The sequence below is a fragment of the Proteiniborus sp. genome (genome assembly GCF_040308045.1).
Classification (GTDB): domain Bacteria; phylum Bacillota; class Clostridia; order Tissierellales; family Proteiniboraceae; genus Proteiniborus.
The window spans coordinates 1-15,321 of sequence record NZ_JAWRHZ010000045.1; the positions used below are offsets into that span (position 1 = coordinate 1).

At 34.9% G+C, this 15,321-nt stretch carries 15 protein-coding genes and 1 other annotated feature; all 15 genes read left to right on the top strand.

The window, feature by feature from the left end:
- Positions 1 to 140, top strand: a 140-nt coding sequence (locus ABV008_RS09360; RefSeq protein WP_502929770.1) for an EF-Tu C-terminal domain-related protein, incomplete at its 5' end; no start/stop codon positions are given.
- 256 nt (positions 141 to 396) lie between these two features.
- Positions 397 to 546, top strand: coding sequence for a 50S ribosomal protein L33 (rpmG, locus tag ABV008_RS09365; RefSeq protein WP_352419557.1), 150 nt, complete (start codon positions 397 to 399; stop codon positions 544 to 546).
- Positions 547 to 580: 34 nt separating this feature from the next.
- Positions 581 to 793, top strand: a complete 213-nt coding sequence (gene secE / locus ABV008_RS09370) for a preprotein translocase subunit SecE (RefSeq protein WP_352419558.1) — start codon at positions 581 to 583, stop codon at positions 791 to 793.
- Positions 794 to 837: 44 nt separating this feature from the next.
- Positions 838 to 1,365, top strand: a complete 528-nt coding sequence (gene nusG / locus ABV008_RS09375; RefSeq protein ID WP_352419559.1) for a transcription termination/antitermination protein NusG — start codon at positions 838 to 840, stop codon at positions 1,363 to 1,365.
- A gap of 98 nt (positions 1,366 to 1,463) precedes the next feature.
- The gene (rplK, locus tag ABV008_RS09380; protein WP_352419560.1) at positions 1,464 to 1,889 is read left to right on the top strand and encodes a 50S ribosomal protein L11; all 426 of its coding nucleotides are present in this window, start codon (positions 1,464 to 1,466) and stop codon (positions 1,887 to 1,889) included.
- A 49-nt stretch (positions 1,890 to 1,938) separates the two neighbouring features.
- Entirely contained in the window at positions 1,939 to 2,637 is a 699-nt protein-coding gene (gene rplA / locus ABV008_RS09385; protein WP_352419561.1) for a 50S ribosomal protein L1, read from the top strand.
- Positions 2,638 to 2,684: 47 nt separating this feature from the next.
- Positions 2,685 to 2,818: a sequence feature (ribosomal protein L10 leader region), on the top strand.
- A 42-nt stretch (positions 2,819 to 2,860) separates the two neighbouring features.
- On the top strand, positions 2,861 to 3,358 hold the full coding sequence (gene rplJ, locus ABV008_RS09390; protein WP_352419562.1) for a 50S ribosomal protein L10: 498 nt from the start codon (positions 2,861 to 2,863) through the stop codon (positions 3,356 to 3,358).
- Between the two features lie 30 nt (positions 3,359 to 3,388).
- The gene (gene rplL, locus ABV008_RS09395) at positions 3,389 to 3,766 is read left to right on the top strand and encodes a 50S ribosomal protein L7/L12 (RefSeq protein WP_352419563.1); all 378 of its coding nucleotides are present in this window, start codon (positions 3,389 to 3,391) and stop codon (positions 3,764 to 3,766) included.
- 513 nt (positions 3,767 to 4,279) lie between these two features.
- Positions 4,280 to 7,993, top strand: a complete 3,714-nt coding sequence (rpoB, locus tag ABV008_RS09400; RefSeq protein WP_352419564.1) for a DNA-directed RNA polymerase subunit beta — start codon at positions 4,280 to 4,282, stop codon at positions 7,991 to 7,993.
- A 41-nt stretch (positions 7,994 to 8,034) separates the two neighbouring features.
- Entirely contained in the window at positions 8,035 to 11,547 is a 3,513-nt protein-coding gene (gene rpoC / locus ABV008_RS09405) for a DNA-directed RNA polymerase subunit beta' (RefSeq protein ID WP_352419565.1), read from the top strand.
- Positions 11,548 to 11,686: 139 nt separating this feature from the next.
- Positions 11,687 to 11,929 (top strand): ribosomal L7Ae/L30e/S12e/Gadd45 family protein, encoded by a 243-nt coding sequence (locus ABV008_RS09410; RefSeq protein WP_352419566.1) that lies wholly within the window; start codon positions 11,687 to 11,689, stop codon positions 11,927 to 11,929.
- A gap of 26 nt (positions 11,930 to 11,955) precedes the next feature.
- Positions 11,956 to 12,372: a 30S ribosomal protein S12 gene (gene rpsL, locus ABV008_RS09415; protein WP_074351003.1), complete on the top strand. Its 417-nt coding sequence runs from the start codon at positions 11,956 to 11,958 to the stop codon at positions 12,370 to 12,372.
- 139 nt (positions 12,373 to 12,511) lie between these two features.
- Positions 12,512 to 12,982: a 30S ribosomal protein S7 gene (gene rpsG / locus ABV008_RS09420; protein ID WP_352419567.1), complete on the top strand. Its 471-nt coding sequence runs from the start codon at positions 12,512 to 12,514 to the stop codon at positions 12,980 to 12,982.
- Positions 12,983 to 13,062: 80 nt separating this feature from the next.
- The gene (fusA, locus tag ABV008_RS09425; RefSeq protein WP_352419568.1) at positions 13,063 to 15,129 is read left to right on the top strand and encodes an elongation factor G; all 2,067 of its coding nucleotides are present in this window, start codon (positions 13,063 to 13,065) and stop codon (positions 15,127 to 15,129) included.
- Positions 15,130 to 15,185: 56 nt separating this feature from the next.
- Positions 15,186 to 15,321: GTP-binding protein (locus tag ABV008_RS09430; RefSeq protein ID WP_352419569.1), on the top strand; the 136-nt coding region annotated here is incomplete at its 3' end.

Sequence of the window (15,321 nt, forward strand, 5' to 3'; positions counted from 1 at the left end):
AAATGGTAATGCCAGGAGATAACGCAACATTTACAATAGAACTAATCACACCAATAGCAATGGAAGCAGGACTAAAATTTGCTATTCGTGAAGGTGGAAGAACAGTAGGAGCGGGAGTCGTAGCTCAAGTTATAGAATAATTTAGAGACTAGGTCTTAAAGACCTAGTCTTTTTAAGGAAGTAAGCAAAAATAAGTATTGATTATAGTATTGTGGAAATACTAAGGTCTGAATATAATATATATAGGTTGCCTATAATTGTATTTTTTTATTGACAGACTATTTAATTTGTGATAGTTTATATAAAGTAATGTAACTATTATTGGGTTACTATGCCCGAGAATAATGATTATTTTGACATAGACTTAACTTAAGTTAAGCATGGGAGGTGTGTTTGATGAGAGCAAAAGTTATTTTAGCATGTACAGAATGTAAGCAAAGAAACTACAATACTATGAAAAATAAAAAGAATAATACAGAAAGAATTGAGTTAAAAAAATACTGCAAGTTCTGTCATACTCATACAGTTCATAAGGAAACTAAATAGTTTTTTAAAAACTTTTTATAAGGATGTGAAGTAAATGGCGGCTCAAACGGGTGCTGAAAAGGGAAGCAAAAAAATAAACAGCTACTTTAAAGGAGTAAGAGCTGAATTAAAAAAAGTTAGTTGGCCTAGTAGAAAAGAGCTAATTAACTATACTATAGTAGTATTAGTTATTTGTACAATTATTTCTTTGGCAGTATGGCTAATTGACTCAGGCTTACATCAAATATTAAAGTTAATAATTGGATAAAAAATGAAGGAGGGAAGGACCTGTAACTTAGGTCCCTGTAAGCTATGACGGATAAGTCAGATAAAGGAAAATGGTACGTAGCCCATACCTATTCGGGTCACGAAAATAAAGTTAAAGCCAATATTGAAAAGCTTGTTGAAAATAGAGGAATGCAGGATGTTATTTTTGAAGTAAGAGTCCCTGTTGAAGAGTACGTTGAGACTAAAAATGGCAAGAAAAAAGTCAAAGAGAGAAAAATGTTCCCAGGATATGTAATGGTTAAGATGACAATGACAGATGAATCCTGGTATTTAGTAAGGAATACAAGAGGAGTTACTGGTTTTGTAGGACCAGGATCTAAACCTGTACCACTTACTAATGAAGAAGTAAAACTATTAGGAGTACAGGAAGCATTGCCTGAAGTTGACGCTAATGTTGGGGATGTTATTAAGATAACATCAGGTTATTTTGAAAACTTTATGGGAACAGTTGAAAATATTAATGCAGAAAAAAGGAAACTTAAAGTATTTGTATCTATGTTTGGAAGAGAAACGCTTGTAGAACTAGATTTTGATCAAGTTGAAAAGCTATAGTGCTGGCAACAAAGCATACGCTTTATAATTATAGATAGATTACAAGACACAAATGGATTAGCTTATAGGCTTTTCCCACATAGTAAGGAGGTGTAAAAATGGCAAAAAAGGTTATAGCTATGGTTAAATTACAAATTCCAGCTGGTAAAGCAACTCCAGCGCCACCAGTAGGTACAGCTTTAGGACCTCACGGGGTAAATATCATGCAGTTTACAAAAGAATTCAATGCAAAAACTGCTGATCAAGCTGGTATGATAATTCCAGTTGTTTTAACAGTTTACCAAGATAGATCTTTCACATTCATAACAAAAACTCCTCCGGTAGCAGTATTGCTTAAGAAAGCAGTAGGAATAGAATCAGGCTCCGGAGTACCAAACAAAACAAAAGTTGCAAAAATATCAAAAGCTAAAGTAAAAGAAATAGCAGAGCTTAAAATGCCAGACTTAAATGCAGGTAGTATAGAAGCTGCTATGAGCATGGTAGCAGGAACTGCAAGAAGTATGGGAATTGTTGTTGAAGAATAATTATTAAGTGGGAGGTAACAACCGCTAATACCACAAGGAGGTTTATATAATGGCTAAAAAAGGTAAAAACTATTTAGATAGTTCAAAATTAATAGACAGAGAAAATCTTTATGATTCAGCTGAAGCTGTTGAGCTAGTTCAAAAAACAGCAAAAGCTAAATTTGATGAAACAATAGAATTGCATATTAGGCTTGGGGTAGACTCAAGACATGCTGATCAACAAGTTAGAGGTGCTGTAGTTTTACCACATGGTACAGGTAAAACTAAAAAGGTTTTAGTTTTTGCTAAAGGTGACAAAGCTAAAGAAGCAGAAAATGCAGGCGCTGACTTTGTAGGTGCTGAAGAGCTTGTAACTAAAATTCAAAGCGAAAACTGGTTTGACTATGATGTTGTTGTTGCAACACCAGATATGATGGGTGTTGTAGGAAGACTAGGTAGGGTGTTAGGACCAAAAGGATTAATGCCTAACCCAAAATCAGGAACAGTTACTTTTGATGTTGAGAAAGCAATTCAAGATATTAAAGCTGGTAAAGTTGAATATAGAGTTGACAAAACTAATATAATTCACGTTCCAATAGGCAAAGCATCATTTGGAACAGAAAAGCTAAAAGAAAACTTTAATACCTTAATGGAAGCAGTTGTGAAGGCTAAGCCAGCAGCAGCAAAAGGTAAATATTTAAGAAGCGTAACAATTTCTAGTACAATGGGTCCTGGAATTAAAATAAATCCATCAAAAATAATGGAATAAAATTGTTGACATTATATTAATATACTGATAATATACTAACTAATGTTGCAAATTTAATAAATGTTCCGTAGACAGTAGGTACCTTATAGGTTTAATATTCACCTACCGAGGAAAGGCTTATGATTACTTATGAAATCAAAGGTCTCTCTGTGTCTACGGAGAGACCTTATTATATTTTCGACCATATTGGAATGATTAGTTAGCAATAAGGAGGTGGACTAGAATGAGCTCAGTATTAGATCAAAAGAAACAAGTTGTAGAAGAAATAAGATCTAAGATTAAAGATGCAAAATCAATTGTACTTGTTGACTATAGAGGACTTACTGTTGAAGAGGTTACTGAATTAAGAAAGAAATGTACTGAAGCAGGAGTAGAATACAAAGTATACAAAAATACAATGATGAGATTTGCATTTAAAGAAGAAGGCTATGAGGCTTTCAATGAATTCTTAGCTGGACCAAATGCTATAGCAATATCTAAAGAAGATGTAGTAGCCCCTGCTAAAATCACAAGCGAATTTGCTAAAGACCATAAAAACTTAGAATTTAAAGCTGGTATTGTAGAAGGCGAACTTGTAGGTATAGATAAGATTAAGGCTATAGGTGAATTACCATCTAAGGAAGTTCTACTTACTCAAATAGTTATTGCATTAAACTCACCTATTTCGAAATTTGCTAGAACAATACAAGCAATAGTTGATAAAGAACCGCAAGAAGCTTAATAAAAAAATGAAAAATGGAGGTATATTATAATGAGTGAAAAAATCACAAAATTAATAGAAGATGTAAAAGCATTATCAGTGTTAGAATTATCAGAATTAGTTAAAGCTTTAGAAGAAGAATTTGGTGTAAGCGCAGCAGCTCCTGTAATGGTAGCAGGTGGTGCAGCTCCAGCAGCTGGTGCAGCAGCTGAAGAAAAAACAGAATTTGATGTAGTTTTAGCAAGTGCTGGCGCAGAAAAAATCAAAGTTATCAAAGTTGTTAGAGAAATAACTGGCTTAGGCTTAAAAGAAGCTAAGGAATTAGTTGATAACGCACCAAAAACATTAAAAGAAGGAGCTTCAAAAGACGAAGCTGAACAAATGAAAGCTAAACTTTCAGAAGTTGGAGCAACTGTAGAAGTTAAATAATTACTTTATAATATGATAAAAAAAGGTTTCATTAAAAATGAAACCTTTTTTTATGGTATAATAATATGTCAAGCATAAAAAATAATATTAGAAAAAATGTTAGAAATTTATTAGAATATTTTTTCTTGAAACCTGTTTGACTATTAGTATTAGTGTAATTATTTTTGTTAAAAAGATATAATAAAGGTAGTAAATTTCTATGCTTGACAACTTTATTTTTGTATGATAATATTATAAAATGCATAATAGGCGATTTTTGGCACAAACTTTGAATATTTGCTAAAGTTTGTGGCAATATTATAATAGGTGTATTTAAATTCAAAAAATTACCAAAGAGTAGTACCCAATGAATCGAGCGATAGCGAAGGTGAATTGCAGGTACTACCTTTGTCAGGGTTGGCGAGGCTTATAACGACCGAAGGGAGTTAGAAGTCCGCAACCTACGGCGAGGAGTAGTGCTAATTTTGGTAATTTGTTTTTAACTACTTAAGTTTTATTAAGGGGTGAGTAATAATGGTGCATCCTGTTTCGTATGGAAAACGGGTTCGTATGAGTTATTCTAGGATTAGTGAAGTCTTAGAGCTCCCAGATTTAATTGAAGTCCAAAAAAGATCTTATGAGTGGTTCATCAATGAAGGACTAAAAGAGGTATTCGAAGACATATCTCCAATCCAGGATTACACAGGAAATTTAATTTTAGAGTTTGTTGATTATAGTATTGGTGATGAAGCAAAATATGAAGAAGAAGAGTCAAAAGAAAGAGACGTGAATTTTGCAGCACCATTAAAAGTTAAAGTTAGACTTATTAATAAAGAAACTGGAGAAGTTAAGGAACAAGAAGTATTTATGGGAGATTTCCCTTTGATGACTGAAAAGGGAACATTTATTATTAATGGAGCAGAAAGAGTAATAGTAAGCCAGCTGGTCAGATCACCGGGAGTTTATTTTGCAGAAAATATAGATAAGACAGGTAAAAGGCTGTATTCTTCAACGGTAATACCAAATAGAGGTGCTTGGTTAGAATACGAAAGTGATTCAAATGATATAGTTTATGTTAGAGTAGATAGAACTAGAAAACTTCCCCTTACTATTTTACTTAGGGCATTAGGCTATGGTACTAATGCTGAAATCTTGGAACTTTTAGGTGAAACTGAACAGGTTCTAAAAACACTTGAAAAAGATAGCACTAAGAATCAAGATGAAGGTTTGCTTGAGGTATACAAAAGGCTTAGACCAGGTGAACCACCTACTGTAGATAGTGCAAAATCACTTATTAACACTCTATTCTTTGATCCTAAAAGATATGATTTAGCTAAAGTTGGTAGATATAAATTTAATAAAAAGCTATCACTTTACAATAGAATTGCAAATAGAAGAGCTGCTAATACAATAATTGATGAAAATACAGGAGAGATCTTAGCTGAAAAAGGCGAAAAGATTTCTAGAAAAAAAGCCATCGAAATAGAGAATGCAGGTATAAATGTGGTAGATGTATTAACTGATGATAACAAAACTGTAAGAGTTAGAGGTAATCATTTTGTAAACATTAAAGCGTTTGATCTGCCTTTTTCTGTTGAAGATTTAGGGCTAAAAGAGAAAGTATATTATCCTATAATGAAGGAACTAATAGATAAATTTGGTAAAACTGACGAGTTGAAGGAAGCAATAAAAGAAAGAATTAGAGAACTTTCTCCAAAACACATAATTAATGATGATATAGTTGCATCAGTTAATTATGAGTTCAATTTGTTCTTTGGCATTGGAAATACTGATGATATAGACCACCTTGGAAATAGGCGACTTCGTTCTGTAGGAGAACTTTTACAGAATCAATTTAGAATAGGATTATCAAGGATGGAAAGAGTAGTTAGGGAAAGAATGACTATTCAAGACATAGATGTAGTTACACCACAAGCATTGATTAATATTAGACCTGTGGCTGCATCTATTAAAGAGTTTTTTGGTAGTAGCCAATTATCACAGTTCATGGATCAAACAAATCCATTAGCGGAGCTTACACATAAACGAAGAATGTCTGCACTAGGACCAGGAGGTCTTAGCAGAGACAGAGCCGGCTTTGAAGTAAGAGACGTTCATCATTCACATTATGGAAGGATGTGTCCTATAGAGACACCTGAAGGACCAAACATCGGACTTATAACGTCACTTACTACTTATGCTAGAATAAATGATTATGGTTTTATAGAAGCTCCATATAGAAGAGTTGATAAAGAAGCTGGAGTAGTTACTGAAGAGATTGATTTCTTAACAGCTGATGTTGAAGATGAATTTATAATTGCTCAATCAAATGAGCCATTAGATGCCGAAGGTAGATTTGTCAACAAAAGAGCGTTAGCTAGAGCAAAATACGGGAGTATAGAAGTTGTTCCAGTAGATGAAGTTGATTATATGGACGTGTCACCTAGACAAATAGTATCTGTAGGTACAGCCATGATACCATTCTTGGAGAATGATGATGCTAACAGGGCTCTAATGGGTGCTAACATGCAGCGTCAGGCTGTTCCTTTATTAAAAACAGAGGCTCCAATTATAGGTACTGGTATGGAGTATAGAGCAGCAAAGGATTCTGGAGTAGTAATAGTTGCAAAACATAGTGGAGTTGTTGTTAGAGTGTCTTCTGATGAAATAATAATCAGAAGAGATGAAGACGGCCAAATAGATAAATATAAATTATTGAAATTCAAGCGTTCAAATCAAGGAACCTGCATAAATCAAAGACCTATTGTTAGAAAGCATGAAAGAGTCGGAAAAGGGCAGGTTATAGCAGATGGTCCTTCTACAGATCAGGGAGAAATAGCACTTGGTAAGAACCTACTTATTGCATTTATGACATGGGAAGGATACAACTACGAGGATGCTATTTTATTAAATGAAAAAGTTGTAAGAGAAGACATACTTACTTCTGTTCATATTGAAGAATACGAATCAGAGGCTAGAGATACAAAGCTTGGTCCAGAAGAAATAACAAGGGATATACCTAATGTAGGGGAAGATTCATTAAAGGACTTAGACGAGAGAGGAATCATTAGAATAGGAGCAGAAGTTGTAGCAAATGACATACTAGTAGGTAAGGTTACTCCAAAGGGAGAAACAGAGCTTACTGCCGAAGAAAGATTATTGAGAGCAATATTTGGTGAAAAAGCTAGAGAAGTCAGAGATACTTCCCTTAGAGTTCCCCATGGTGAAACGGGAATAGTCGTAGATGTAAAAGTGTTCACTAGAGAAAATGGAGATGAGCTACCTCCAGGAGTTAATCAACTTGTTAGAGTATATATAGCTACAAAACGTAAAATAAATGTTGGGGACAAAATGTGTGGTAGACACGGTAACAAAGGTGTTGTCTCAAGGATTCTTCCTGAAGAAGATATGCCTTTCTTGCCAGATGGTACACCTCTAGAAGTTGTTCTTAACCCATTAGGGGTACCTTCTCGTATGAACATTGGTCAGGTATTAGAAGTGCACCTAGGCTTAGCTGCGAAAAAAGCAGGCTGGCATGTTGCCACCCCAGTATTTGATGGGGCCAATGAAAATGACATATGGGAAGCTTTAAGAAATGTAGATTACCCGGAAAGTGGGAAAATACTACTAAGGGATGGTAGATCAGGAAAAGAATTTGACAATCCTGTTACAGTTGGATACATGTATATGCTTAAGCTTCATCACTTAGTTGATGATAAGATACATGCTAGGTCTACAGGCCCTTATTCACTAGTTACTCAACAGCCATTAGGAGGTAAAGCTCAATTTGGTGGACAGAGATTTGGTGAAATGGAGGTATGGGCATTAGAGGCCTATGGTGCTTCTCATACCCTCCAAGAGATATTAACTGTAAAGTCAGACGACGTTGTAGGACGTGTCAAGACATATGAAGCAATAGTTAAAGGAGAGAATATTCCTGAGCCAGGAATTCCAGAATCATTTAAGGTTCTTATAAAGGAATTACAGAGTTTAGCCCTAGATGTTAAGGTATTGACTGATGATACGGAAATAGAAATAAAAGAATCAGTAGACGATGAAATAGGAGATCTAAATATTGGCTTTGATGTAGAAGATAAAGATAGTGAGTTTGAAAGTGAATATTACAATGATTATGATGAAAGTAATATAGAGAGTTCTGAAGAAGAACTTGAAGTTGAAGAATCTGATGATGATAAGTATATTTTAGATGATGATGATAACTTATTTGATGAAGGTTTTGATGACTAGTTTTAAGCCTCAAATTAATTTATGAAGGGAGAGAAAGCCCCTTGTTCGAGCTTGATAATTTTGATTCTATCAGAATTGGTTTAGCATCACCTGAAAAGATAAGACAATGGTCAAAAGGAGAAGTAAAAAAACCTGAAACTATTAACTATAGAACTTTAAAACCAGAAAAAGAAGGTCTATTCTGTGAAAAAATATTTGGACCTACAAAAGACTGGGAATGCCATTGTGGAAAATATAAAAGAGTAAGATATAAAGGCGTAGTATGTGACAGATGTGGAGTTGAAGTCACAAAAGCTAAAGTAAGAAGAGAGAGAATGGGACACATAGAGCTTGCTGCTCCAGTCTCTCATATTTGGTATTTTAAAGGAATACCAAGTAGAATGGGACTCATACTAGATATGTCTCCTAGGGCTCTAGAAAAAATTCTTTATTTTGCTTCTTATGTAGTAATAGACCCTGGTGATACATCTCTTTCAGAAAAGCAACTTTTAAATGAAAAAGAATTTAGGGATGCCATAGATAAATATGGCAGAAGATTTAAAGCTTCTATGGGAGCTGAAGCAGTAAAAGAACTTCTAGCGAAAATTGATCTAGAAGGAGAAGCGAAGGAACTAAGAGCTCAGTTAAAGGAAAGTTCAGGGCAAAAGAAAATTAGAATAATAAGAAGATTAGAAGTTGTAGAAGCATTTAGACAATCTGGTAATAGACCCGAATGGATGATATTAGATGTAATACCTGTTATACCACCAGACTTAAGACCTATGGTACAACTTGATGGTGGAAGATTTGCAACCTCTGACTTAAATGATCTTTATAGAAGAGTTATAAATAGAAATAACAGATTAAAAAGGCTGTTAGACTTAGGAGCTCCAGATATAATAGTTAGAAATGAAAAAAGGATGCTTCAGGAAGCTGTAGATGCTTTAATAGATAATGGAAGAAGAGGAAGACCTGTAACAGGGCCTGGTAATAGACCATTAAAATCATTATCTGACATGCTTAAAGGTAAACAGGGAAGATTTAGACAAAATCTTCTTGGTAAGAGAGTTGACTATTCAGGACGTTCAGTTATTGTTGTAGGACCAGAACTTAAATTCTACCAGTGCGGACTTCCTAAAAAGATGGCACTAGAATTATTTAAGCCATTTGTTATGAAAAAGCTAGTAAACGAAGGCCATGCACATAATATAAAGAGTGCAAAAAGAATGGTGGAAAAAGTTAAACCCGTTGTATGGGATGTATTGGATTCAGTAATAAAAGAACATCCAGTACTATTAAACCGTGCTCCTACTCTACACAGACTTGGAATTCAAGCTTTTGAACCGGTACTTGTAGAAGGAAAGGCAATTAAGCTACATCCACTTGTATGTACAGCATATAATGCAGACTTCGATGGAGACCAAATGGCTGTACACGTGCCACTTTCTATGGAGGCTCAAGCTGAAGCAAGATTCTTGATGTTATCAGTGAACAATATTCTTGCACCAAAGGATGGTAAACCTATTACTACACCAACTCAAGACATGGTATTAGGAAGCTACTATTTAACTGTAGAAAAGGCAGATGATAAAGGGCATGGGATGGTTTTCAAGGATTATGATGAAATGCTCCTTGCATACTATGATGGAGCAGTAGACTTACATGCTAAGGTTAAGGTTAGAGTAAGGCTTGATGAAAATGACAGAGGAAAGTTAGTTGAAAGCACTGTAGGTAGATTTATATTTAACCAAAACATTCCTCAAGACTTAGGTTTTGTTAATAGAGACTTAGATAAATATTCATTAGAAATAGATAGAATTGTAGATAAGAAAATGCTAGGAAAAATCATAGAAAAGTGCTTTAGAAAGCATGGTAATACAATAACTGCAGTGGTACTTGATAATATTAAACAGACAGGATTTCACTTTTCTACAATTGGGGCTATTACAGTAAGTATTGATGACATAGTAGTTCCTGAAGCAAAAGAAATATTGATCTCAGAAGCAGAAGAAAAAGTTGATAAGTACGAAAAATCTTACAGAAGAGGACTTATATCAGACGAAGAAAGATATGAAAGAGTTATAGAAGTTTGGAATAGAACTACAGAAAAAGTTACCGAAGCACTTATGAACAATCTAGACCCTCTTAACAACATATTCATAATGGCTCAATCAGGAGCTAGAGGTAGTAAAAACCAGATTAGACAGCTTGCAGGTATGAGAGGACTTATGGCTAATGCTTCAGGTAAAACTGTTGAACAACCTATTAGAGCAAACTTTAGAGAAGGACTTACAGTTCTTGAATTCTTTACTTCAACACACGGTTCTAGAAAAGGTCTTGCTGATACTGCATTAAGAACAGCTGACTCAGGATACCTTACAAGAAGACTAGTTGACGTAAGTCAAGACGTAATAGTAAGAGAAGATGATTGTGGAACAGATCAGTATATAACAATTAAAGCATTTAAAGATGGAAAAGAAGTTATTGAGGAACTATGGGACCGAATTGAAGGTAGATATGCATATGAAGATATATTAGATCCTAATACAGGAGAACTAATAGTAGCAGGTGGAGAGCTAATTACAGAAAAAGCGGCAGATAAAATAGTTGAAGCAGGAATAGAAGAAGTTAAAGCAAGAACAGTATTAGGATGTAAAACAAGACATGGTGTATGTTCTAAATGCTATGGAAGAAACTTAGCTACAGGACAAATAGTTAATACAGGAGAAGCTGTAGGAATAATAGCAGCTCAATCTATAGGAGAACCTGGTACTCAGCTTACAATGCGTACCTTCCATACAGGTGGTGTAGCTGGAGCAGATATTACTCAAGGTCTTCCAAGGGTTGAAGAGCTCTTTGAGGCTAGAAAGCCAAAAGGACTTGCTATCATTACGGAAATCTCAGGTACTGTTTCAATAAATGAATCAAAAAGAAGAAAAGAAGCAACAGTTACTGCAAATGATGGAGAAGCAAAAACATATACTATTCCTTATGGTTCAAGATTAAAAGTCAAAGCTGGAGACTTTATCGAGGCTGGAGATGAGATAACCGAAGGTTCAGTTAATCCGCATGACATATTAAAAATAAAAGGAATTGGTGGAGTTCAATCATATCTTGTAAAAGAAGTGCAAAGAGTTTATAGACTGCAAGGTGTTGACATAAACGACAAACATATTGAAGTTATAGTTAGACAAATGTTAAATAAAGTCAAAGTTGAAGACCCAGGAGATACAGATTTTCTTCCTGGTGGCTTAATAAACATATTTGATTTTGAAGAAGCCAATAAAAAAATAGAAGAACAATCAGGAAAGCCTGCAGTAGGCAGAAGAGTATTACTTGGAATTACTAAGGCTTCATTAGCCACTGAATCCTTCTTGTCAGCAGCTTCTTTCCAAGAAACTACAAGAGTTCTTACAGAGGCAGCTATAAAAGGAAAAGAAGACGGGCTAATAGGATTAAAAGAAAATGTGCTTATTGGTAAACTTATACCAGCAGGTACAGGAATGAGAAAATATAAAGACATTGCCTTAAGAGTCCCAGAAGAAGAGATAAAAGAAGAAATAGTTGAAGAATAATATAAATGTTGACACTGCTTATTTCAGGTGGTAAAATATATAAGTGTGTAAAATTGCAGGTTGACTCTTTTGAATCAAGGAAGATTATGTAGCTATAGCTACATAATCTTCTAGATGTCTAATAAAGGAGGAAACTCAAATGCTAACTAATCTTAAAGATACTAAAAAGGTTGTTGGTATAAAACAGGCCAGAAGAGCAATAAATAACAATGAAGTTCAGACAATGTATATAGCAGGAGATGCAGAGCCCAAGGTAGTACATGATATAATCCAATTATGTAGTGATAAATCTATAGAAATTATATATGTAAAGAGTATGAAAGAATTAGGTAAGGCCTGTGGGATTGAAGTAAGTGCAGCAGTTGCTGCAATTTTAAAATAGTTTAATTTTTGGAAGGAGGTGCTTTAATGCCAACAATTAGCCAATTAATAAAAAAAGGTAGAGAAGAAGTTGTTTACAAATCTAAATCAGCTCACTTAGGAGTAGGTTTAAACTCTTTAAAGAAAAGAACAACAAAAGTAAATTCACCACAAAAAAGAGGGGTTTGTGTATCTGTTAGAACCGTAACACCTAAGAAACCTAACTCAGCTTTAAGAAAGATTGCCAGAGTTAGACTTACAAATGGTTTAGAAGTTAATGCTTATATCCCAGGTATAGGCCACAACTTACAAGAGCACAGCGTTGTTCTTATAAGAGGTGGAAGAGTTAAAGACTTACCAGGGGTTAGATACCATATTGTAAGAGGAACATTAGATGCAGCTGGTGTAGACAAGAGAATGCAATCCAGATCAAAATATGGTGCAAAGAAACCTAAGAAAAAATAATGTTAACAGGTACGAAAATGCGGGGTTTTAGCGTCATAGGCTAAAGGCTGTTTATATAAATGCATTTTAGTGCGCTGACGACAAGCTTCAAAATGTCGAGTACCTATGAATTAATCTAAATATTAAGGAGGGAAGAATAGTGCCAAGAAAAGGACATATTCAAAAAAGACAAGTAAGTCCAGATCCAATATATAAAGATAAAGTAGTTACAAAATTAATAAATCAAATTATGCTTGATGGGAAAAAAGGTGTAGCACAAAGAATTGTGTACGATGCTTTTGATTACATCAAGGAAAAAACTGGTGAAGACCCATTGGAAGTTTTCTACAAAGGCTTTAACAACATAATGCCTGTACTTGAAGTAAAGGCAAGACGTGTGGGTGGAGCAACATACCAAGTGCCAATAGAAGTTAGACCAGAAAGAAGACAAACATTAGGACTAAGATGGCTAGCAGAATACTCTAGAAAAAGAGGAGAAAAAACTATGAGTGAAAAACTAGCTAAAGAAATAATGGATGCAGCTAACAATACAGGTGCAAGTGTTAAAAAGAGAGAAGATACACATAAAATGGCTGAAGCTAATAAAGCTTTTGCACATTATAGATGGTAATAAATATAGATTACTTTGGTTAAAATCACAGTTGAATGAAAATATTAAATATGAAATAAGAAGCAGAAAGGAGGATTACTGTGCCTAGAGAATTTTCTTTAGAAAAAACTCGAAATATTGGAATAATGGCTCATATAGATGCAGGTAAAACGACTACTACTGAAAGAATACTATTCTATACAGGTAGAACTCATAAAATAGGCGAAACTCATGAAGGTTCCGCTACGATGGATTGGATGGAGCAAGAACAGGAAAGAGGAATCACAATAACTTCTGCAGCAACTACAGCTCAATGGAATGGTCATAGGGTAAACATTATAGACACACCAGGACACGTGGATTTTACCGTTGAGGTAGAAAGATCTCTTCGTGTTCTCGATGGCGCAGTAGCAGTCTTTTGTGCAAAAGGCGGAGTGGAGCCACAATCAGAAACAGTTTGGCGTCAAGCAGATAAGTACCATGTTCCACGTATGGCTTTTGTAAACAAAATGGATACTACAGGTGCAGATTTCTTTAGAGCAGTTAACATGATGAAAGAAAGATTAAAAGCCCATGCAGTACCTGTACAGCTACCAATTGGTTCAGAAAGTACTTTTGTTGGAATAGTTGACATAATTAACATGCAAGCGAGAATATACAAGGATGAGCTAGGAAAAGAATACGAAATAGTAGATGTTCCAGCAGACATGAAAGATTTAGCAGAGGAATACAGAGAGGCACTATTAGAAGCTGTAGCTGATGAAAATGAAGAGCTAATGATGAAATACCTTGAAGGTGAGGAAATAAGTGTTGATGAGATAAAGGATGCAATAAGGAGTGCTACAATTGCTTGTAAAATAACTCCTGTTTTATGCGGTTCAGCGTATAGAAATAGAGGTATTCAACCACTTCTTGATGCGATTGTAGAATATATGCCTGCTCCTACAGATGTTCCAAACATTACAGGAGTAAAACCAGGTTCGGAAGAAGTTGAAGAAAGAGCATCTTCAGATGAAGAACCTTTTGCAGCACTAGCATTCAAAATCATGGCAGACCCATATGTAGGTAAACTAGCTTTTTTTAGAGTCTACTCAGGAGTATTGGAATCAGGCTCATATATATTAAATTCATCAAAAGGTAAAAAAGAAAGAATAGGCCGTATATTACAGATGCATGCCAACAAGAGAGAGGAACTAGATAGGGTTTATGCTGGAGATATTGCTGCTGCAGTAGGACTTAAGGACACAGGAACAGGAGATACTCTTTGTGATGAAAGTCATCCAATTATATTAGAATCCATGGAGTTTCCAGAGCCTGTTATCAGAGTAGCGATAGAACCTAAATCTAAAGCTAGTCAAGATAAAATGGGAATAGCTTTGGCAAAATTGTCTGAAGAAGACCCAACATTTAAAGCTTATACTGATCAAGAAACAGGTCAAACAATTATAGCAGGAATGGGTGAGTTACACCTAGAAATTATAGTTGATAGACTTCTAAGAGAATTCAAAGTAGAAGCTAATGTAGGTAACCCACAAGTTGCATATAAAGAAACTATAACAAAAGAAGTTGAAGTAGAATCAAAATACGCAAGACAATCTGGTGGACGTGGACAATACGGACACGTTAAGATTAGAATGGAGCCAAGACAACCAGGCGAAGGCTATGAGTTTGTCAACAAAATTACTGGTGGAGTTATACCGAAAGAGTATATTCCAGCAGTTGATAATGGTATCCAAGAAGCTATGCAAAATGGTATACTTGCAGGATATGAAGTTCTTGACTTTAGAGTAACTCTATATGACGGCTCATACCATGAAGTTGACTCATCTGAAATGGCGTTTAAAATTGCTGGTTCAATGGCATTTAAAGATGGTATGAAAAAAGCAAATCCTGTAATTCTTGAGCCATATATGAAGGTCGAAGTTGTCATGCCTGAAGAGTATATGGGAGATGTAATAGGTGATCTTAACTCAAGAAGAGGAAGAATAGAAGGTATGGAGTCAAGAAATGGTTTACAAGTTGTAAGAGGATTTGTACCTCTAGCGGAAATGTTTGGATATGCAACTGATCTTCGTTCAAAAACTCAAGGTCGTGGAACATATACAATGCAATTTGACCATTATGAAGCAGTACCAAACAGTATAGCTGAAAAAATTATTAATAAATAATGTCTAGAATTTTATCATATAAAAATATAAATTTCTTTAGTAGGGAGGAATAAAAAATGGCAAAAGCAAAATATGAAAGAACCAAGCCACACGTAAATATTGGAACAATAGGACACGTTGACCACGGTAAAACAACATTAACAGCAGCAATCACAACAGTATTAAACAAAAGATACGGCTTTGGAGAAGTAA